The sequence below is a fragment of the Dysgonomonas sp. BGC7 genome, assembly GCF_001261735.1.
GTDB lineage: Bacteria > Bacteroidota > Bacteroidia > Bacteroidales > Dysgonomonadaceae > Dysgonomonas.
Genome location: NZ_CVRP01000023.1, coordinates 62,299 through 85,817, shown reverse-complemented (window position 1 = coordinate 85,817; position 23,519 = coordinate 62,299). Strand labels below are relative to the sequence as shown.

Annotated in this window: 11 protein-coding genes; 9 read left to right on the top strand and 2 right to left on the bottom strand. The window is 37.6% G+C overall.

Annotation, left to right across the window (positions count from 1 at the left end; translation table 11 throughout):
- Positions 1-33: 33 nt before the first annotated feature.
- Both BGC7_RS17065 and BGC7_RS17060 read right to left on the bottom strand, forming a co-directional pair.
- Complete coding sequence (locus tag BGC7_RS17065) at positions 34-2,019, bottom strand: LTA synthase family protein (protein ID WP_157258770.1); 1,986 nt, start codon at positions 2,017-2,019, stop codon at positions 34-36.
- Positions 2,020-2,326: 307 nt separating this feature from the next.
- Entirely contained in the window at positions 2,327-4,384 is a 2,058-nt protein-coding gene (locus tag BGC7_RS17060; RefSeq protein WP_050702815.1) for an acetate--CoA ligase family protein, read from the bottom strand.
- Positions 4,385-4,640: 256 nt separating this feature from the next.
- Between BGC7_RS17060 and BGC7_RS17055 the strand changes: the two genes are divergently transcribed.
- The 9 genes from BGC7_RS17055 (at position 4,641) to BGC7_RS17015 (ending at position 23,519) form a co-directional block, all read left to right on the top strand.
- Positions 4,641-8,705 carry a hybrid sensor histidine kinase/response regulator transcription factor gene (locus BGC7_RS17055; RefSeq protein WP_242034438.1) on the top strand — a complete coding sequence of 1,355 codons (4,065 nt, stop codon included), beginning with the start codon at positions 4,641-4,643 and terminating at the stop codon, positions 8,703-8,705.
- Positions 8,706-9,081: 376 nt separating this feature from the next.
- A complete protein-coding gene (locus BGC7_RS17050) occupies positions 9,082-12,105 on the top strand; it encodes a SusC/RagA family TonB-linked outer membrane protein (RefSeq protein ID WP_050702813.1) in 3,024 nt (1,007 codons plus the stop codon).
- 19 nt (positions 12,106-12,124) lie between these two features.
- Entirely contained in the window at positions 12,125-13,765 is a 1,641-nt protein-coding gene (locus BGC7_RS17045; RefSeq protein ID WP_185112995.1) for a RagB/SusD family nutrient uptake outer membrane protein, read from the top strand.
- Positions 13,766-13,854: 89 nt separating this feature from the next.
- Complete coding sequence (locus tag BGC7_RS17040; protein ID WP_050702811.1) at positions 13,855-15,054, top strand: SusE domain-containing protein; 1,200 nt, start codon at positions 13,855-13,857, stop codon at positions 15,052-15,054.
- A 117-nt stretch (positions 15,055-15,171) separates the two neighbouring features.
- On the top strand, positions 15,172-16,743 hold the full coding sequence (locus BGC7_RS17035) for a hypothetical protein (protein WP_050702810.1): 1,572 nt from the start codon (positions 15,172-15,174) through the stop codon (positions 16,741-16,743).
- A gap of 48 nt (positions 16,744-16,791) precedes the next feature.
- Positions 16,792-18,669 carry an FAD-dependent oxidoreductase gene (locus BGC7_RS17030; RefSeq protein WP_050702822.1) on the top strand — a complete coding sequence of 626 codons (1,878 nt, stop codon included), beginning with the start codon at positions 16,792-16,794 and terminating at the stop codon, positions 18,667-18,669.
- 4 nt (positions 18,670-18,673) lie between these two features.
- Positions 18,674-19,441 carry a DUF5040 domain-containing protein gene (locus BGC7_RS17025; protein ID WP_050702809.1) on the top strand — a complete coding sequence of 256 codons (768 nt, stop codon included), beginning with the start codon at positions 18,674-18,676 and terminating at the stop codon, positions 19,439-19,441.
- Positions 19,442-19,458: 17 nt separating this feature from the next.
- Positions 19,459-21,519: an alpha-galactosidase gene (locus BGC7_RS17020; protein ID WP_050702808.1), complete on the top strand. Its 2,061-nt coding sequence runs from the start codon at positions 19,459-19,461 to the stop codon at positions 21,517-21,519.
- A complete protein-coding gene (locus BGC7_RS17015; RefSeq protein ID WP_050702807.1) occupies positions 21,519-23,519 on the top strand; it encodes a glycoside hydrolase family 97 protein in 2,001 nt (666 codons plus the stop codon). Before BGC7_RS17020 ends, BGC7_RS17015 begins: the two co-directional genes overlap by 1 nt.

The window sequence follows — 23,519 nt, the reverse complement described above, 5'->3', positions numbered from 1 at the left end:
AATAAAAGAGGAACTGGCAATCAGTTCCTTTTTTTATTGTTTCCTTTTAGTCAGCTCATTTTTCAGCAGATAGTTTGTAACCTGAACTGTTGCTGCGGCATAGCCTCTGATACTGTCAAATGCCTCTTTATGGTCGGAAGAAATATCTTTTGTACTTCCTGCACGATAGTCATACATCACCTCCTGCTTAGAGGCTGTATTGTAGCCATACAAATAGGTATCGTTTATACATCCTAATTTATCATCTGTCGTAAATACTGCATATGGACGCTTCTCTCGAAAAAGATCAATCCCCAGAGAATTATTTTCATAGCTCATATTCAACAAGCCCATTATAGTAGGAAAAATATCTATCTGCGTACCCATATTATCAATCACCCGAGCTTCATTCTCGAATAAAGGAGAATAAATCAATAACGGAACATGGTTGAGAGACAAAGGCATTTCATATTGCTGCTTGCCTGCTATTTTACCGTGATCGCCGACAAAAACAAATATGGTATTCTTATACCACTCTTCTTTGGCTGCATTTTTAAGAAATTGACCAACACAATAATCTGAAAAATAAACAGCCTGCTCCGACTCGTCAGAGCTTATCGACTTGAACTCTTTAGGCACAATATAGGCAGGATGATTGGTTATTGTCATTATTGTTCCAAAAAACGGTTCAAGTTCTTTATTAAATATTCCTGTAGCATATTTAAACAGATAATCGTCTGCAACCCCCCATGAGTTCTTAATTTCCGACTTAGGATAATTCTCCAGCGAATAAATCTGCCGTGTATTATATCCGTTACGGAGTAAAAACATATCTGTATTGTTAAATGATTTTTCGTGCGATAAGAAGAAAGCAGATGAATAGCCTTTCATATTCAGATTGAAAGGTAAACCCTCACACAAAGGTAAAGTACGATTACCCGAGGCAACCCGGTTGTCCATTATTGTTTTATCAAATAATGCAGGTATACCATAAAGAGTGGCAAAAATCCCCTGATTGGTGTGGGTTGCCGTCGAATAGAAGTTTTTGAAATAAAAAGACCTATTCTTAAGGGCATTCAGTTGTGGAGTCAGATGAGACGCTTCTTCAACGTAGTAAGACGACATTGACTCCATAAGCACAACAACCACATTTGCTCTTAATTCTTTTCCTTCGTAAATGATTTTTCTCGAAATAGGAGAAACTGTGGAATCAAAACTCTGAGCAATAAAGTCTTTTTTCAGCAGCGTAAAAGAATCTTCTAAAGATATAACGTGAGCCACTTCCTTGTCTTTGCTTTGAGGCACAAATGTACTGACCATATAACTATACACCGGATTCATAGTCAATTCATTAACAAACGAATTTGAATGCAAAAAAGTCGTCCATTCGGTAATTGGCTGCATCAGATAATATTTTCTTCTTACTCCCATATAACAAATCAGAGCAAGTGCCAAACCTAAAATAATAAACTTCACGATCATATATTTAGGCTGACTCTCCTCCTCTCTACTATATGTCGTAAGTTTTCGTGAAAACCATATTGTTCCGAATGAAAATAAAACTACAGCTACAATAAACAACAGATAATACTTATAGTAAGCCGATTCTCCGAATATCATTCCATACCCCTCCGTATCGTGGCTAAGCCAATCTAAGACCGAAACATCCATATGTTTATAAAAATACCCGAAATACGGTATATCTGCAATACCAAGCCCCAGTATAAACACGTAAGCTACAATGAAATAAATATTGCCACAATAACGAAATGCTTTCTTCGATATATCGAAAAAGAGAGTGGACATTGCTGCCAGTAAAATGGCAACAGACGATACATAACTGACAACGATATTGTCAATAAACAATCCTAAAGAAAAGGCCTCGAACAGTGAAGAACCTGCTACACCTGCTACATTTTGCAAATTAGCGAGTAGCAAAGCTAACCTGACAAGAGAAAGCATCAGTAATCCTAAGAAATGAACTTTGAGAATAAAAGAAAGTAGAAAGTAGAGTTTGTGTATATATCTCTTTAAAATCATAACCTTACTGATATTTAAAATAACTATTTTGTCGATTGTAGGAGACTGCAATTTTAACTAAAAAGTAACAAAAGTAACACTTTTTACTCGTTTTTTTGCATGTTACTTCTTATACCATCTTTAAATAAACATTTTCTATATAGATAAAATTAGAGAATTACACCAATAGAGTTTGTATATTTATACCAGAAGTCGTACAAACAAGCAAAAAATAAGCCCGAACTATACCGAGCCTATTCAAATTATCTTATCGCTATAAGGAGAACCTACTAGCACGAAAGAATCAGTCTCTTTCCAAATACCGATTTTATTTCTCTATCCTTATTCTGGCATCTACAGCTATTACTTTTTCTTCATTTGCCAGTAATGGGTTTATATCCATTTCCTTTATTTCAGGAGCAAAGCGTAGCATAACAGATAAACGGACTATTATTTCAACAAACAATTTCTCGTTCAACCCTTTCTGTCCTCTAACACCCTCAATTATTTTATATGCCCTCAAAGAACGAACCATTGAGGTGGCTTCATGAAAACTGAGAGGAGCCAGACCCGATGCCACATCTTTAAGAATTTCTACAAATATGCCACCAAGCCCACACAATATAATATGCCCGTACTTAGCCTCATATTTAGCCCCTACAAACAACTCTTGCCCCGAAAGCATAGGCTGTATCATAACAGCAGTAGTATCCGGTATTTGCATCAATCGGTCAAATTCGAGAGACAGATGCTCATCAGAACGAATATTAAGAACAACTCCTCCAACATCAGACTTGTGGATAGGCCCTACACATTTTGCGACAACCGGATAGCCTATTTCTCTTCCAAAAGCAATGGCTTTATCTTTATTATCCGTTACCAGCTCTTTCACCTGAGGTATACCCGCTGCATCGAACAATTCTTTTATTATACTGCTTTCTACATATCCATCCGAAGCCGATTCTATAATTTTTCTTATGCGAGGTATATCTACAGATACATCTTCCATCTTACCTACAGAAGGAGGTGTCCAGGAAACAACCTTAGACAAAGCATTGGCCAGTGCATATTCATCGGTAAAATTCACATGTCCGTTTCTTACAAAATCGTCCATTTCTTTCGTTGCAGAAACCACAGAAGGCAATATGGGATAAATAGGCAATTTGCTCGCCTTTATTTTCTGATCCAGCATTTTGTATGCTTCGGCGACATTGCTAACTCCGGGATTGCCATATATAACAGCAATACCATTTATTTCTTTGAAGTTCTTTTCGCAAAAATCGATACAATAGGCCATATGTTCCCCTGTTCCTGTTCCTATAATATCTATAGGATTGGATACAGCGGCTCCGGGAAGCAAATGATTTTTAAGTTCGGCTGCCAAATCCTTATTCATCTCAGGAACATCAATTTTACCTTTCGACAAGGCATCTGTTAAGATTACAGCAGGGCCACCCGCTTGGGTTATAATTGCAAGATTTCTTCCTTTCAATTCTTTCATGGATAATACAGCTCCTACATTGGCCAGCTCTTCTCTCGAGAAACAACGTATAATACCAGCTTTGCGAAAGAGAGCCTCTACGGCCGAATCGGAACTCGCTATCGCTCCTGTATGAGAAGACGCAGCCCGACTACCAGAAGTGGAACTACCGGACTTAATTGCAGCTATTTTACAACCCTTATTGATAAGCGAAGCCGAATGTTGAAGAAAACGGTCAGGGTCAGCAATTTTTTCAAGATATAGTAATTTTATCTTAGGACTGGTTTGCGGATCAAACTCACTATCGAGATGTTCTAAAATATCTTCTACTCCTATCTGAGCCGAGTTTCCTATCGACCATGCAGAATTGAACCTTAAACCGATTCTCATCGCAGACTCTATGATATATGTAATAGTACCTCCCGAGCTGGATATAATGTCTACACCCTGAGGATCGAGGATAGGTACAGGTCTTGTAAAAATACTTTGATGTACAGTATTAAAGAAACCCGAACAATTTGGCCCAATCATAAGAACACCAGCCTTATTCACAATATCTAAAAGCTGCTTTTCTAAAACAGCACCTTCTTCCGACTCTTCACTGAATCCTGCAGAAAAAACGATGAATGCTTTCACTCCTTTATTTGCAGCAAGATACTCTACTGTATGCAAGCACTGATTGGCAGGAACAGATATTATAGCCAAATCAGTCTGCGGAATATCTTCTATACTCTGATAGGCTTTAACTCCTTGTATAGTTCCTCCGCGAGCATTTACGGCATATAAATCGTTAGTAAATGTTCCTGTTATCAAATTATACAGAACACTGCCTCCAGGTTTCAAAATGTTATCGGAAGCACCTACCACTACGATGCTTTTCGGATTAATAAGCTTGTCATAGATCATAAAACGAGTCTTTATGTGTTATTTTGCATAAAAGTAGTATTTTTTGCGAAATATAAATAAATCTTGAATATAATATAAAACATATAATGCCTGCGATTGTTCTCACATACACAAAACACCATTGGTAATAAATACACAAACCAATACTAACAATTTTAGAAACAAATAATAATTAGAAGACAGACTTATCATTTTTTGTTTATTTTGTTATCTTTGTCTGATTTGCAAAAAGAAAAACAGATTATAGTACTTGAACATGAGGTTTTTATTAGTGGGATTGCTCTCCTTTTTATTTTCTATTCCCAGCTTTGCCTTAAATATATCAGATTATAGATTCCATACCATGTCAGAGACCTCTTATTATGGAGGTATTCATAGCATCACCAAAGATAGCATCGGACGAATATGGTTTAGTGGATACGACGCACTGTTTGTATACAACGGAAACTCGTTTCTACAGATGAACGATCTAGTTACAAAGATTCTTCCCCGTTCATATTGGTCATACGGGCAAGTTATCACAGATAGTTCGAAGCGGCTATATGTAGGTACTAATCATGCTCTGTTACGATTTAATTATCAAACTAAGGACTTCGAGCGTGTTTTGGAGGGAAACATAGGGTCAATCAGTGCATCTGACGATGGTACTATTTGGATAATCAGAGATAATAAAATAGAATCATTCAAGTCTGATCAGCTACCTGAAGTAACTCGTTATCCGCTACCAGCTGATATATCTATTTCTTCATTAGCGTTGATATGTACCAAAGAACATATCTATATTACATCAAACGATAAAATATACAGGTTAAATAAAGCAACAAAGCAATATAGTCTATTTTCCGTTTTAGGTAACGATAGCTATGTAATAAGAGATATTGTAGAATATAACGAGTCTGTTTATATTCTTACCCACATGGATGGTTTATATAAATGTAGCCACGATGGCAAAGTATTGAAACACTATAATCTTTCTCGTGAATACGGAAAATCGGCAAGTACAAAAAAACTATATCTCGATTCGGCAAACGTCATTTGGGTAGCCACACAGTCGGGACTTTTTCTTATAGATCCTCTGACAGAAGAAATGCGTCACTTGCGCTTCAATATTAACTACACATATTCTCTGCCTAACAATTCAGTTTGGTCTATATATCCCGACCCCGATGGAGGCGTATGGATAGGAACATATGGAGGGAAACTGGCCTATATGTCTTTTTTCGACAACAATGTTAATTATTTCAAAGCTACTCCGGGAGGATTAAACCACCCTATTATCAGTTGTTTTGAAGAAGACAAACACGGAAATCTGTGGATAGGGACAGAAGGGGGCGGATTGAATCACTGGGATAGAAAAATAGACAAAATCTCATATTTTACTCAGGAAAACAAAACAGGAATAACGTCGAATATGATAAAGATGTTGAGATACGATGAAAAAAACGACATCTTACAGATCTCTGCCTTCAATGGGGGCATGGAAGAGTTCGACAATAAACAACAACGGTTTACAGACCTAAAAATGTATCATCCTACGACACTGCAACAGTTAAGTATCTATGACTTCGCAATAGAGGGCGATTCCGGAATATGGATAACCAATCCAGACACGGAACTAATGTATAAGAACAAAAAGAACGGAACCATAGAAACTGTTTCTTTATCCAATTCGAAAGGAGAAGTTGTTAGAATGCAGATAGAAACACTATTTCGTGACAAAGGAAATAATCTATGGTTGATAACTCATAATGGAGCGTACATTATAGATGTTGTCACAAGGCGTATTATAAAGCATTACTATATTGAGAATACACCATATGCTATAAACAACCTCTGTTCTTTTTGTATTACATCTGATTCGGACATTTGGTTCGGAACACGCGGTGGCGGAGTAAACAGATTAAGTAAAAATGGCAGCTATATAAATTATGCAGAAAAAGAAGGTCTATTAGGCAAAACAGTTTTTGGTATATTAGAAGATTCTTCGACTAAAGATATATGGTTCAGTACAAATGATGGCCTATATTATTATGACTACAAGAGTCAGAAAATAAATAAATCGCAAATAGACAATCTAAATCTCTGTGGTGCATTCTATGTACGTGCATGCTACAAAACATCGAAAGGAGAAATGCTCTTTGGAGGAACAGATGGATTCATTATGTTCACTCCCAGTAAAATAAAATATAATAATCAGAAGCCAAAGGTATTTTTTACAGATTTATTAATCAATAATAAAAGAATTGTACCAAATACAAAAGATTCTCCTCTCACCAAGGATATATCTACAATGTCTTATTCCGAAAACGATAACAATAAAGTAATATTATCTCACAATCAGTCTAATATCGAAATATGTGTTTCGGCAAACAGCTATTTGTATGCAGAAAAGAATCAATACGCATATAGAATGCTTGGTCTTTCAGATAAATGGAACTACTTACCTCACGGACAAAAAACGATACAGTTTTTTAATCTTCCTGCGGGGAATTATGTTCTTGAAGTTAAAGCCGCGAACAATGATGGTTTATGGGGAGATGAAATAGCATCTCTTAACTTCGAGGTAAAGCCATCCCCATTTCTTTCTGTGTGGGCATATATGGTCTATTCAATTATATTATTGTTTATAATATACTTTATATGGAGGTATTTTACTAATAAAAAGATATTTAAAAATCGCCTTGAGATGGAACAAATCAAAGAGCAAAATATGAAAAAGCTCACTCAGGCTCGAATTAATTTCTTTACAAATATCTCGCACGATCTTAAAACACCACTTACACTGGTTGTCGACCCCTTAAAACATCTCAAGGAACTTTTGCCGGAAGACCAGTCTTCAAATGCTAATGCTTATGTGCGTCTTATCGAGAAGAATGTCAATCGCATTCAACGAATGATTAGTCAATTACTTCAATTCAGAGAGATAGAAAGCCAAAAAATAACATTCAACAATCAACCGGGAGATCTTATTCAGTATATAGGTGACATCTTTTCATTATTCGAACTATATGCAAATAAAAAAGGAATTGAAACAGATGTAAATTCAGAAATTGAAAACTTTTATACCAAATTCGATCATGATGTTGTAGAAAAGATTTTCACAAATCTTTTTTCTAATGCAATAAAATATACCTCTGAGGACGGATTTGTAGGTATAAAAATAAACAAAACCACACAGGAAGAAATATCAAACCTTGCCTTGCCTACAGCAACTAAGGCTGAATATATTTCTGTAGCCATAACCAACACCGGTGCAGAAATACCTGACGACAAGAAAGATAAGATCTTCGAATCATTTAACAGATTAACTTCCGGAAGACCAGCATTCGAAGAGAGCACAGGATTGGGCTTAGCTATCGTTAAAGAGTTAGTAAGTAGTCTGGAAGGGAAGATTACTTTATTTTCAGGAGACTCGAAAGTTACTTTCACAGTAATCTTACCTTTTGCTCTGAATGAAGATAAAGCCGACAGTAATGTTATTTCATACGACTATGCAATTTCTGAAATAGACAATATTCTTGCCGAATCGAAAGTAACAAATCTAGCAGATAAACCTAGTCGCAAAGCATATAGTATCGTTCTCATAGAAGACGATACCGACTTGAGAACATATATGGAACAACGACTTTCCGAATATTATAATGTATACACGGCTACTAATGGGAATGAAGGTATAGCTAAAACAGAAAAGATATTCCCTCAGATTGTAATCACCGATTTGATGATGCCGGAAGCCGATGGATTTGACGTCTGCCGAAACCTTCGATCCAATATAAAGACAAGTCATATTCCTATAATTGTACTGTCAGCTTTAGGGAAAAATACGGAAAACAAGATAAAAGCATTGGAGAACGGAGCGAATGTATTCATAGATAAGCCTTTCGACATGGACTTTCTGCTTAAGCAAGTAAATAACCTGATAAAGAACCAGAATGAACTGAAAGAGCTTTACAGTAAAAAATATATTGCCGAACCATCAAAAATCACAATCTCTTCTATGGACGAAGAGCTCCTGAAAAGAGCAATGGTTCAGATTGAACAGAATATAGATAATAGTGATTACAATGTAGAGTCCTTTGTATCCGATATGGGAATCGGACGTACGCTTCTATACCAAAAAATAAATGATATAGTCGGGATGTCGATCAAAGAATTCATAATGGATATCCGACTAAAACGTAGCGCACAATTACTAAAAGAATCAGACCTGACAATATCTGAAATTGCAAATCAGACAGGATTTATCAATCCTAAATATTTCAGTATTTGTTTCAAAAAACACTTCGAACTAACACCTTCCGAATTCAAAAAGAAGCCATAAAGGCTTCTTTTTTTGTGATAAACAGAGGATTTTCGACAGTCTGTACAAAATAGAACCATTTCTGAATAAATGAGTACCAAGGCGTATATGTATTTTATACACCTTTGTGATAAAGACGAAAGAAAGGCCTTGATTTTTCTCTTTGATGTGCCTAACAGCATAAAGTTAGTAAAATGAATGTACTTACTGTATCATTTAAAAACCATTAAATGATAAGAAAAAAGGTATTCATTAAATAATAACCATAAAACATATGAAAAGAACAAAAGAAGATGAAAACATCTTTATTCCGGCTAATATCAGATCCCCATCCTTACACTCAAATAAAGATGTAAATAGAAAACTAACTTAAATTTTTTATCTTAAATATAAAAAAATGAAAATACACAAAAAGTTAAAAAGCTGCTTAATGCTTGTTGCTTTATTGTTGCTATCAGCAACTCAGATGTATTCGCAACAAGACCTTATTAAAATCACAGGAAAAGTTACCGACGCAAACGGAGATGCCCTTATCGGGGTTACTGTTCGTGTAAAGAATGGAAATGCAGGAACCGTTACCGATATAGATGGTAATTTTGCATTACAAACACCACCTGCCGCCACATTAGTCTTTACATATGTAGGCTTTGCCAATCAGGAAGTTAAAGCCAATCCTTCGGAAGCAATGAACATAGTAATGACTGAAGGGGATAAACTACTTGACGAAATAGTTGTAGTAGGATATGGAACACAACGCAAGAAAGACTTGACAGGAGGGCTTTCGGTCGTTGGTAAAGATCAATTAGAGATGGTATCTACCAGCAATTTAATGGATCGTTTAGTCGGACAGGTTGCAGGATTTAATATTACAACGACCAATGCTGCTCCCGGAAGCGATCAGACTTTACGTATTCGTGGAGAAGGTTCTATATCTGCCAGCAACGATCCTCTTATAGTTTTAGATGGAATACCATATAGTGGTTCGCTTGTCGACTTAGACCCTAATATAATAGAAAGCCTTTCGGTATTGAAAGATGCGTCTTCGGTTGCCATTTATGGCTCACAAGGATCTAATGGTGTAATACTTATTCAGACCAAACGAGGACTAAAAGGTAAACCGACAGTAACATATAAGGGGCAAGCCGGATTTGCTGAGCCTATGCAGTGGATAGAAGTAATGGGACCGAACGAATATATACGCTTCAAACAAGACATACATCGCCTAAAGAACAACTACACAGGAGATCAATTAGATCCTATTGCCGGATCGATAATGAGTGTCAGCGAAAAAGAAAATTACGCCAACGGAATTACTCACAACTGGCAGGATTATATTTTCCAAACCGGTTTTACAATGGATCATCAGGTAAGTATATCAGGGGGTACTGACAATACTAAATATATGGCAGCAGTAGCCTATCTCGATCAGGATGGTGTAATTTATAATTCGAAGTTGACCCGTACCAATATTACTGCAAATATAGATCAGGTATTCAACAAATGGCTGACTATCGGTGTGGGAACTCAATTTATACAAAAAGAAAACGGTGGTGTAACCCCTAACATCGAGCATGCTATAAAACAGAGTCCATATGGTAAATATAAAGATGCGGCAGGCTACTACGTTGCCGAACCAATGGAATATTCTCTTATAACAAATCCGATGATGAACGTAAATGCCGATCAGGATAAGACCAATCGGAACTTTTTCCTCAATGCTTATGCCAATATTCTATTGCCATTAAAAGGTCTGTCATTCAGATCAAACTATGGTTATAACTACCGAAGCGGATTTACCGGAACTTATTACGGACGCGATACATATGAAGGAAGAGAACAAAGCACACAAATTGGAGGAAAAGCTAGTATAAGCAATAGTCATTATACAGACTACACATGGGAAAATATACTTAAATATGAGCGTGAAATCGGTGCACACCGCTTCGATGTAACAGGTTTATTCAGCGTAAATGAGACTAAAACCGTGTCATCATCTCAAAGTGGAGAAGGCTTTGTGACAGACGATACAAGTTACTATATAATGAATGCTGCTGAACGCAAAAAAGAAATATCTTCCAGTTTAACAGAAACAGCGATGTTATCTTATATGTTTCGTCTAAACTATGGATTCAAAGGTAAATATATGGCCACGTTGACCGGACGTTCGGACGGTTGTTCTTTCTTCGGCGAAAACAATAAATATGCATTTTTTCCTTCTGCCGCACTAGCATGGCATATCGGTGAAGAGGCGTTCATAAAAGATAATATTGATTGGTTGGATATGTTTAAATTGAGAGCCTCATATGGAGCTAATGGAAATCAGGCTATCAGTCCGTATATGACTCTCGACCGTCTGTATTCAAAAGTCAAATATATATGGGGTGATGGAGGTACTGCTGTTAATACAGCCTATTTACCTAGCAACGGTATAGGAAATCCGAATTTGAAATGGGAAACCACATATACAACTAACGTTGGCCTCGATTTTCAAATATTAAAAGGCCGCTTATCAGGGACTATTGATATGTATGTTTCCAATACACACGATTTGCTCATGACACGTACTGTTCCTATCATGAATGGCTATGGATCAATTATGGATAATATCGGACAAACCCGCAATAAAGGGATTGAGATATCACTGAATTCACAAAATATAACCAACAAAGACTTTACATGGAGTACCGGAGTCAATTTTGCTCTCAACCGTGATAAAATCGTAGAACTACGTGGAGATGGCAAAGATGATATCAATAACAAATGGTATATAGGACAACCGTTAAGAATATTTTATGATTACAATGTGGTAGGTATATGGCAAGAAGGAGATGAGTTTTCTTATATCGGTTCCGATGGAAAAGAGGTAATAATTCAACCCGGAGCCACTCCCGGATCAGCTAAGATAGAAGATGTAGACGGAAACGGATATATTGATGCAAACGACAAAAAAGTGATCGGATCAAAGAAACCAAGTTTTACAATGTCTATGAGTAATAAGCTATCGTACAAAGATTTTTATCTTTCATTCTTACTAAATGGAGTATTCAATACATGGCAAGAAGACAATTTATCTAATCTTGGATCTTGGGCTTATGGTACAACAAATTATGTACATGGAGTAAAATACTGGACACCGGAAACTCCTAATGCTGATGTTGTCTCTCCAGGCTATGTAAACACCTTAGGGCATGGATATTACCACAAGGTTACATACGTACAGGTTAAAAACATTACTGTTGGGTACAGAATGGGACAAAAAATTGCTAGTAAAGTAGGTCTTAGTGCAATAGATGTAAACCTAAGCATCAACAATCTACATACATTCTCTAACGTAAGACAGGTTCTCAACTATGATAATGGCTGGTTTGCATCGTACCCTACAGCACGTTCTTATATGTTAGGATTAAATTTAACTTTCTAAACCGGAATACAACATGAAAATAAAAAACATAATAAAAACAGGGTTAGCGGCTATACTGATAGTCACAGCTACCGGATGTGAAGATTTTCTTAAAGAAGACCTGAAAAATCAATTATCGCCAAACAATACTTTTACCAGTACATATGGTTTTGAAGTAGGCTCGGCGGGACTTTATGCTCTTACTCGTGCCGAATACAATACATGGGGAGAGGATGATGCTTATATGCATGGCAACGCATGTCCTTACGAAGCTCTGCACGTAGCTACAGATATTGTAGAGGCAATAAATAGCGATGGCTCTCTAACTAATTTCGCAAATTTGACTTTGACTGCAGAAGAAAGATTTGTAGGATCTTATTGGAATTGGGCATATAGCCTCATCGCATCAGCTAACGAAATACTTATATTCTCTGAGAAAAACACAAATTGGGACTCACCTTCAGACAAAGTAAGATTTCAGGCCGAAGCCCGTTTTTTCCGTGCCTATGCTTATCGTACACTGATCTATCTTTATGGTGATGTACCATATGTGGAAACTATATTGTACGATTTTCAGCTCAACTTTACCCGTACTCCTAAAGCAGAAGTATTAGAGCACATCATAGACGACTTGGATTTTGCATCAAAGAACCTTCCTGAAAATCCTGATAACGTTAAGGATGGTAAATTGACCAGATGGGCCGCATACCACTTACTAAGCGAGATGTACCTATTCCAGAAAGAATATGTGTTGGCCGAGAAAGCAGCATTGGAAGTAATTGACAGTAAATACTTCGAACTGATGAAGACTCGTTATGGTGTGAATAAAAGCAAACCGGGAGATGTATTCAGTGACTTGTTTATAGAAAACAATCAGAATAGGAAAGGTGGAAACAAAGAGAGTGTTTGGGTTCTACAGCTTGAATTCAATACTATAGGAGGAGGTACCAATTCTACCGATTGGACACGTAGAGCATGGATTCCTAACTATTCAGGAATAACCGGTTTCGTTTTGGCCGATTCGCTAGGCGGACGAGGTATCGCTCAGATTATACCAATGAAATGGTGGATAGGAACCAAAGGCACTAACCTTACCGACGACATAGCCGGTATTTACGATGGTACAGATATTCGAAATTCTAACTATAACATCAAACGCAACTGGTATTACAACAACCCTGCACAAACAGCTCTGTATGGCAAAAAGTGTAATATAACAGAACAAACATGGTTCTCTACAAAACAGCTATTCCCTGCTCTCACTAAGTTCTTCTACGGACGTTCTGAAAACTTAAGTCTTAGTGGAAGCTATAGAGACCGTATGAAATTTCGTCTATCTGAAACCTATCTCTTATTGGCCGAAGCTTATCTAGGACAAGGCGACACACAAAAAGCCGCCGATGCTGTTAATGAAGTACGCAAACGTGCCGGGGCAAAACAAGTCAATGCCGTTGACATGACAATGGACTATTTGCTTGATGAACGTATTCGCGAATTGGTAGGAGAAGAAAGCCGACGTTTTACATTGGTACGTACCGGAACTCTGATAGAACGTGTTAAAGCACATAACTCAACTATTAAGGATAAGATTTCAGAGAGAGACTTATTGTGGCCTATTCCACAGTCAATAATCGACTCTAACAGAGATATCGTATTTCCTCAAAATCCGGGATATAAATAAATCATTCTCCCTTCAATATTAAAGAGTACATTTATTATTGGAGAACTCAATAAAAGAGCAAATGATTTTTTATTATAAAAATTACATTTATGAAAAAAATAAAATATTTATATAAAACACTGCTGATATTATTCGCTATGCTTTGTCTCAATGCCTGTGAATATGAAATTCAAGATATTGACAAAGTGCAAGAATTTTTAGAAGTCAAGGCTTCATCCACAGATATCACTTTGGATGAAAACACATTAACCGACGATGTTCTTACTTTTACATGGACTCCAGCCAGACAGATGTCTGATGACTATGTTATATCTTATACAACAAAGCTGGATATTGTAGGGAATAATTTCGGAGGATCAACAACTATTATGACATATGAGGACGATGGAACTTTTAGCAAAAGTTTTACATATGAACAAATAAATAACTGGGCAAACGAAAAATGGAAAATAAAAGTAAATCAGCCCTTTACATTAGAGTTTAGAGTTGTTGCCCAATGGGAAGGTGGTCCAACTTTCGAAGCTCCGGAAGTTCGCACCATCAGAGTCAATGTAGAACCAATAAAAGTTATAATTTTTGACGCCGATAAGATGTTTATATCAGGTAGTGCTGCGACAGGCGAAAAAATTGAAATGACTAAAACTCTTGAAAACCAAAGCCAATACGCATGGGTAGGCAACTTAATTCCGGGAGAATTACAGATTCCTGTAGAATTAGATGGCTCTACTTATTACATTGTGCCAAAAGAAGGAGACGGAACATTACACGATGGTGAAGCTGAAACGGTAAAAATGGAGGAAACTCCTGTTTCATGGAATATAGAAACTGCCGGGGAATACCGTGTTGTTGTCAATATGGCAAAATCAGTAATTACTATTTATTCTCCAGCCAAAGCTCTAAAACCAGCAGTAGTAACATGGCCATTGGACGGAGTTACACAAACAACCACAGTAACAAAACTATGGCGTTATGGTTCTGACGGTTGGGCTTGGAAAGAAATAAATTTCGTACCGAGTTTGGCCGATCCTCAAATATTTGTTTATTCGGGTGCAGCCATAAGTGGAAGAACAAAATTTGGTGTCGCCGCTGTTAATGTAGCTTACGTTTATACAGGAAATAAATCCGGTGCAGATACTACTGTTACTCTTGGAAGCAGTTATGATTTGTACAGTGGCTACGGCGGGTCAGGAACTGACAATCCACGCAATTCATATTTCTCTATACCTTCGGGAACCAATTATATTATACTTGATACAAGGAATATGAAAGCTTTCTTTGATCAGCGTTAAAATATAGAAAAAACTCATTGCCGTATCGGACGAAAATAGAATATGTATCTATAAGAAGATACGGCAATACTTTCAAATATAAACAGTTAACAACGAATTCATTTTAATACTATAAATATGAAATTTTTAAACTATAGAATTATAATTTCCTGTCTATTAGCTTCATTATTATGTATATCCTTATACGCTTGTGGAGATGATGACAATACTGATAAAGATAACCTTTATGCAGGAAGCACTTTGGTTAAGACTAAATACAACAGATCGACACCCATCCACAATCCTTTAAATGGTTGGGTGATGTATGCTTCTGCTTCAGCAGAAGAGTCTTACTGGGATACTGAATTTTATGTATCAGATCTAGGTAAAAAAGTAAAGGTGATAGACTACGCATCCGCTTGCTACATTCGCACAAGCTGGGCTACAATGAATCCAAGCGATGGGGTCTACGCATGGAGAGATCCCAATACTAAAGTAGGGAAAATGATAGAAGGAGCAAGAAAAAGAGGATTACCTATAGCTTTTCGTTTCGTAGTTGACGGGCGCGATCAAGGGATGAATACTCCAAAATTTGTATTCGATGCCGGAGCTAAGTCATATTTAGAGAACAGCAACTACCCTACCCGTATCACTCCTATTCCCCAGGATCCTATTTTTCAACAATATTACACTAAGTTTATTGCTGCATTAGCCGAAGATTTCAACAACCCGGAACGTTGTGCTTTCATTGATGCATACGGATTAGGTAAATGGGGCGAAGCACATAACGTAATTTATGAAGACCCAAATACATCGACAGGGGCAAACACAGAAAGGCTTAAGGAAGAAGTATTCGTATGGATCACAGATCTTTATACAAAATATTTTACAGAAGTACCTCTCGCTATCAACTATCACCGTGTAGTCGGGCATCCGGCTAGTGACGGAGATGTCAATATAAACACAGATAAGCTCCTGACAATGGCTATCAACAAAGGGTATAGCCTTAGACAAGATGCTTTTGGCATGACAGACTATTATAAAAGCTGGGAAAAACAGTTTGCCAAAACATGGAATTACAAACGTCCGATAATCATGGAAGGAGGCTGGATCACAGGAGGAACACATCGTTATTGGATAGATCCGAGCAACAAATATAGAGAAGGTCATCCGGAAGATGTACGGCAAGGAGAATTCGATGCCTCACAAGAAGCACACGTAAATATGATGGACTTTAGAGTAGGTAATGAAGTAGAGAGCTGGTTTACTCTGAGCTTTCCTCTTGTACAACGCTTTATTTCCGAAGGAGGATATCGTCTTTATCCCGATCGGATATATCTGCCATCTGAAGTAAATAAAGGAGCTGAAATTACAATAGGACACCGCTGGAGAAATATGGGTTGGGGATACTTTCCTAACAATATTCCTCAATGGAATTACAGATACAAAGTAGCTTTTGCTCTCTTAGACTCCGGTGACAATGTAAAAGAAATATTAGTTGACACTACCAGTGAACCATCAAATTGGCTGAAAGACAAACCTGTATCATATGATTTCAAAACATCAGTAAACTTGCCTGCCGGAGATTACAAATGGGCAGTGGCTCTTGTAGATACAAAAAAAGATAACCAGCCGGCTATAAAACTTGCCGTAAATGACGACAAGACGAATGAAGGATGGATTAAGCTACTTAATGTACAAGTAAAATAAATCAATCATATTTTATAATCTTAAAAGACTAAAAAATTGAAAAAACGTATAAAAAAGGGAATTATAATTTCTCTGTTACTGCTTCTACCCTCAATATCAATTGCCGCCGACCTACTTGTAGAAGCTGAAAGGTTCGACAACAAGGGAGGTTGGGTTGTAGATCAACAGTTTATGGATCTTATGGGTTCTCCGTATCTCATGGCTCATGGGATGGGAAAACCAGTAGCAGATGCCACAACAAAGATTAACTTTCCCCAGACAGGTACCTATCATGTTTATGTCCGCACATTCAACTGGACATCTCCATGGACTAAAACAGAAGGGCCCGGTCAGTTTACGTTAAAGATCAATAATAAGAAACTACCTGTTGTTTTAGGCTCTAAAGAAGCAGAATGGTATTGGCAAAATGCCGGTACTGTTACCATTACCAATCCTAATGCAACTATATCGCTTGTCGACCTGACAGGATTTGATGGTCGGTGCGATGCTATATATTTTACAACCGAGGGTGGCAAAACACCACCCTCGGATTTAAAAGAATTAGCTCGATTCAGAAAAGAAAAACTAAATATACCGGAAATTCCGGCACAAATAGAATCATACGATTTTATTGTTGTTGGCGGAGGTATAGCCGGTATGTGTGCTGCAACAGCAGCAGCCCGTTTAGGCTGCAAAGTAGCATTGATAAACGATCGTCCTATCTTAGGAGGAAATAACAGTTCAGAAATAAGAGTACATCTTGGAGGCTCTATCGAATTGGAACCAAACAAAGGATTGGGACGCATGATCCGCGAATTTGGACATGCAAGAGAAGGTAATGCCAAATTTGGCGATTACTATGAAGATGAGAAGAAAAGTGAATTTATAGCAAATGAAAGAGACATAACTCTATATCCTAATTACAGAGCTATTTCTGTAAAAAAGAATGGTAACAAAATAGAGTCTATTATAATAAAACACATAGAGACCGGACAAGAGCTATGCCTTACAGCACCTATCCTATCAGACTGTACCGGCGATGGCACTATTGGCTATCTTGCCGGAGCCGATTTTCATATGGGACGTGAAGGACGTGATGAATTTGGAGAAGAATTAGCCCCCCTTACCCCCGATAAAATGACCATGGGGGCATCTGTACAGTGGTATTCTGTAGATACAGATAAAAAAACTAAATTCTCTGATTTCCAATATGGAGTAAAATTCAACGATTCGAATGCAGAGAAAGTAACAATGGGTGAGTGGAAATGGGAAACCGGAATGAACTACGACCAAATAAAAGATGCCGAACGTATCCGCGATTATGGGCTATTGGTTGTATACTCCAATTGGAGCTTCCTCAAAAACAGATTAAAAGACAATACAAAATATAATAATCGTGAGCTTGGCTGGGTAGCATATATTGCCGGAAAACGCGAGTCGAGAAGATTACTTGGCGACTATGTTCTGAAACAGGATGATATAGACAAGAATGTATTTCACGAAGATGCCTCCTTTACAACAACATGGAGCGTTGATTTACATTTCCCTGATTCGGTCAATTCATTAAGATTCCCCGGAGCTGAATTCAAAGCAGCAACAAAACATATTAAGATATATCCGTATGCAGTACCTTATCGTTGCCTTTATTCCCGAAACATAGACAATCTCTTCATGGCAGGACGAAATATAAGCGTAACACATGTAGCTTTGGGTACAGTCAGAGTAATGCGTACCACCGGTATGATGGGAGAAGTAGTGGGAATGGCAGCTTCATTGTGCAAGAAGTATGAGACAACACCCCGTAAAGTTTATCAGTCACACCTAAGCGAACTAAAAGATCTGATGCAAGAAGGAGCAGGAAAGAAAGATGTGCCTGACAATCAAAGATTCAACGAGCAAAAGCCGTTAAAAGCCCCGAGAGGACTTAATACAAATCAAAATAAATAACAGAATGAAAAAGATATTTACCATATTTCTTCTTCTGTCCTTTGTTTCAATGAGCTATATAGCAGCACAAGGAGACAACAAATATACAATTCTACTAACCGGAGCATCATTTGCCTCTACTCAAAACGGGTGGTTTGAAATCGGTTGTCGGCAGTTAAATGCCACACCTCTCAACAGAGCAATTGGAGGCGAGGCTATTGCAAACACGGCAAACAGAATGATTGATGGCACTTTGTATTCTTCCGAAGAATTGGACAATATAGACGCTTTAGTCATTATGCAGGTACATAACAAGGATGTTTTTGACGAATCGCAATTACTACCTGATTACAAAAACTATCCTGTACCTTTCGACAGAAGTAATTATGCCGCAGCATACGACTATGTAATAAAAAGATATATAAGCGAATGTTACAATCTTAAAGATAATACAAAGTCGAAATATTATGGTACAAAATCGGGTAAACCCGCAGTTATAGTTCTTTGTACCGACTGGCACGATGCAAGAGTAACATACAATACCTCTATCAAAAAACTTGCCGAAAAATGGGGCTTACCTATTATCGAATTTGACAAATATATAGGATTCTCAAAAAATCAATTACACCCTGCTACTCGAGAACAACAAAGCCTGTTGTACGCCAAAGATACTCAAACCATCGATGGCACAAAGTACGGATGGCACCCACTGAGAGGAGAAGATAAATATATACAGCAACGAATGGCATCTATTTTTATAAACCTGATGCAAATAGTGTTACCTGTAAAATAATATATGAATACCATAAGATGAGACGTAGTTGTTTAATTCTCTTTTCCTTTTTTCTGCTGTTATCCGGCTATTCACAGAATAGTTGTTACAGCCGTTTAGAAAACGATACTCTGACAATAGGAAATGACCTTATAGAAAGAAAATTTATATGGAACAAAGGAAACCTGATAACATATAGTCTGACAGACAAGACTTCTGACCAATGCTGGCTCAATAAAACTAAAAATCCTGATTTTCGTATATCACAAGATATAGACAATATATCAAATTCACTTTACTCGTCAAACGAAATAAAGGAATCATCTATTCATCCGGCATATTTAGAGACCACTGTCTCTTTTTCGTTAGGTACTTTGGACATAAAAAGGGTTTATCGTATCTACGACAATAGTTCCACAATAGCTTGCGACACCTATCTGAAAGGAAGTACAGATGTTATTCTCGATGGGAAAGCAGCCAATCTGGCTGATATGAAAAATATCGAGTTTGCCGAAGATATGAAGTCGAAACAGGTAACGGCCATTCTCGACCAGATCAAACTGGATGGCTTTCATTGGCAAACAAAAATAGTCGAATTCTATGATGTTACCGACTGGAATAACAATCTGGTATTTGAGAGTAATATAATTCCATATCGCAAAAATTCTTACAGAGGGAATCTACTTTTTGCACACAACCAAGAAAACGACAAAGGCTTTTTCTTTCTTAAAGAAGCTCCGTCCTCAAGCGTACAATTGGCATACAACGGATATGATTTCACTGCCGAATTCGGACACTTTGTTGTTAGTGGATTAGGAATAACCGAAAAAGACATAAAAAAAGACGAATGGGTTAAAACATATAGTTATGTTATAGGCGTCTATTCCGGCTCAGAACTTGAACAACTTTTGGCTTTGCGCAGCTATCAGAAAAACATCCGCAAACTTCTGCCCGGCAGAGACGAAATGGTGATGATGAATACATGGGGCGACCGAAGTCAGGATGCGAAGGTAAATGAGAAATTCAGCCTCATAGAAGTAGAAAAAGCTGCAAAACTGGGAATCACTCATTTTCAGATAGACGATGGATGGCAGGTAGGAAAAAGCCCTAATTCAGCTGTAGCCAAAGGCTCTTTCAAAAACATATGGGATAATCCCGACTATTGGAAACCTGATCCGGAGAAATATCCTAATGGATTGCGTCCTATTGTCGAAAAAGGGAAAAAGCTCGGAGTCGAAATATGTTTATGGTTCAATCCGAGTGTGCAAAATGACTATGCTGATTGGCAAAAAGACGCTCAGGCAATGATAGACCTGTACAATAAATATGGTATACGCACATTCAAGATAGACGGGCTTGCCATACCTACAAAGCAATCGGGAATAAATCTACGCCGATTGTTCGACAAGGTACTGGATAAAACAAATAACAATGTAGTTTTCAATCTGGATGCTACAGCCGGACGACGAGGAGGGTTTCACACTTTTACAGAGTATGGAAATATCTTCTTAGAAAACCGTTACACCGACTGGCAAAATTATTACCCATATTGGACATTGCGCAACATATGGCAATTGTCGAAATATGTTCCGGCAGAAAAACTGCAAATTGAGTTCCTCAACAAATGGAGGAATAGTGACAAGTATGGCGATGACATGTTCGCTCCGGGTAATTATTCGTTCGCTTACCTATTTGCTACAACTATGGCAGGACAACCTTTGGCTTGGTTCGAGGGTAGTGGACTACCAAAAGAAGCTTTCGAAATAAATAAACTCATAAAAAGCTATAAAGAGATACAGCATGACTTCCACAACGGAACAATACTACCGATAGGTGATGAGCCATCGGGCAAGTCGTGGACAGGATTCCAGTCTATAGTGAATGCGAACGAAGGCTATCTCATCTTTTATAGAGAAAATAATTCGAGACAAAAAGCAACAGTGGAAACATGGCTACCCGAAACTGTAAAAGTCAGATGTGTACCAATTATTGGCAACGGAGGTAAAACAGAACAGCTCACAAAGAGAAAAGGGGCTTTGGAGATCGAATTACCCAATATCAATGACTTTGTAGTATATAAATATGAAATTATAAAATAATGATTGATAAGAAAACACTATTTATTGTAACTGCTCTATTCATTATATCAATAGGAGCTTTAGCTCAGAAAAGTTATCAACTGCAATCACCAGATGGTAAACTAACTGCTGATATTGTTGTTGGAACTGACATAACCTATTCGGTATCTCATCAGGGAGAAACGCTTCTCTCTCCATCATCTGTTTCTATGCAATTGGCAGATGGTAAAAGTTTTGGTGTTAACTCTAAGCTTAAGAGCATCAAAAAAAACTCTGCTAATCAGGTTATTCCCTCTCCTTTCTACAAGCGGAGTGAGATAATAGATCATTACAATGAACTTACATTAAACTTCAAAGAAGATTTCAATATTATTTTCCGTGCCTATAATGAAGGTATAGCTTATCGCTTTGTATCTACAGGTAAAACAGACTTTATTGTAGAAAACGAACAAGCAACATTCAACTTCAAGAAGGACTATAACGCTTACATACCCTATGTGAATAGTAAAGCAAAAAATATAGAAGGGCAATATTTCAACTCATTTGAAAATAAGTATGAATATACACTATTGAGTAAAATGAACAAGGAAAGGTTGTCATTTACACCATTGGTTATCGAAATGGACGGGGGCAAAAAAGTTTGTATAGCAGAATCTGATCTCGAAAGCTATCCCGGGATGTTCCTCATCAACACAGATGGAACATCCTCACTAAAATCAAACTTTGCCCCCTATCCTATTACTACCGAGCAAGGAGGCCACAATCTGTTGCAACAAGTGGTGACAGCACGTGCTCCTTACATTGCCAAATGCAAAGCTGGCGCCAAATTCCCATGGCGTATAGTGATCGTTTCTTCCGACGATAAAGAGTTAGCTGATAGCGATATAGTATATAAGCTCGCTGCTCCGTCGCGCATACAGGACGTATCGTGGATAAAACCGGGAAAAGTAGCCTGGGAATGGTGGAATCATTGGGGATTATCAGGCGTAAATTTCACTGCCGGAGTAAACAATGAAACCTATATGGCATATATTGATTTTGCTTCAAAAAATGGGATAGAATATGTTATACTTGACGAAGGATGGGCTGTAAACCTAAAAGCAGACTTGTTTCAGGTTGTACCCGAAATAGACCTTCAAAAACTTATTGATTACGGAAAATCTAAAAATGTAGGACTTATACTATGGGCTGGTTATTATGCCTTCGAACGTGAAACGGAAAGGGTTTGTAAACACTATTCCGAAATGGGCATCAGGGGTTTTAAAATAGATTTCATGGACAGGGACGACCAGCCTATGGTAAATTTCCATTATCGAGCGGCCGAAATAGCAGCAAAATATAAAATGTTAGTCGATTTTCATGGAACCTACAAGCCTACAGGACTTAACCGCACCTATCCGAATGTAATTAATTATGAGGCAGTAAACGGATTGGAACAAATGAAGTGGAATGGCACAGAACTAGATCAAGTAACTTATGATGTTACTTTTCCATTTATCCGCATGGTTGCCGGACCTGTCGACTATACTCAGGGAGCGATGCGCAATGGTACAAAAAGAACACATAGGGGTATAAACGATCAGCCGATGAGTCAGGGTACACGTTGTCGACAATTGGCTGAGTACGTAATATTCGAATCACCACTGAATATGCTTTGCGATAGCCCGACAAACTACGAGAAGGAACAAGAGTGTACCGATTTTATATCGGCAATACCTACAGTATGGGACAATACCGTTGCTATGAATGGAGAAATCGGCAAATATATTTCGATAGCTCGCCGCAAAGGTGAGATATGGTATGTAGGATCGCTAACAAACTGGGATACACGCACCCTGAAACTCGATCTTTCATTCTTAGGAGAAGGCAGTTTCCATGCTGAAATATATAAAGACGGAGCTAATGCAAACAGAATAGCCTCCGACTACAAAAAAGAAACAATAGCCATTCCGACCGATAAAAAGCTTACCATATCAATGGCTCAAGGAGGCGGATTTGCAATGAAAATCTATAAAAAATAA

What these genes read in the sequence shown, in the direction of transcription:
- BGC7_RS17065 (WP_157258770.1), bottom strand. Translation starts at nt 2,019, where the DNA reads ATGATTTTAAAGAGATATATACACAAACTCTACTTTCTACTTTCTTTT.
- BGC7_RS17060 (WP_050702815.1), bottom strand. Translation starts at nt 4,384, where the DNA reads ATGATCTATGACAAGCTTATTAATCCGAAAAGCATCGTAGTGGTAGGT.
- BGC7_RS17055 (WP_242034438.1), top strand. Translation starts at nt 4,641, where the DNA reads ATGAGGTTTTTATTAGTGGGATTGCTCTCCTTTTTATTTTCTATTCCC.
- BGC7_RS17050 (WP_050702813.1), top strand. Translation starts at nt 9,082, where the DNA reads ATGAAAATACACAAAAAGTTAAAAAGCTGCTTAATGCTTGTTGCTTTA.
- BGC7_RS17040 (WP_050702811.1), top strand. Translation starts at nt 13,855, where the DNA reads ATGAAAAAAATAAAATATTTATATAAAACACTGCTGATATTATTCGCT.
- BGC7_RS17035 (WP_050702810.1), top strand. Translation starts at nt 15,172, where the DNA reads ATGAAATTTTTAAACTATAGAATTATAATTTCCTGTCTATTAGCTTCA.
- BGC7_RS17025 (WP_050702809.1), top strand. Translation starts at nt 18,674, where the DNA reads ATGAAAAAGATATTTACCATATTTCTTCTTCTGTCCTTTGTTTCAATG.
- BGC7_RS17020 (WP_050702808.1), top strand. Translation starts at nt 19,459, where the DNA reads ATGAGACGTAGTTGTTTAATTCTCTTTTCCTTTTTTCTGCTGTTATCC.
- BGC7_RS17015 (WP_050702807.1), top strand. Translation starts at nt 21,519, where the DNA reads ATGATTGATAAGAAAACACTATTTATTGTAACTGCTCTATTCATTATA.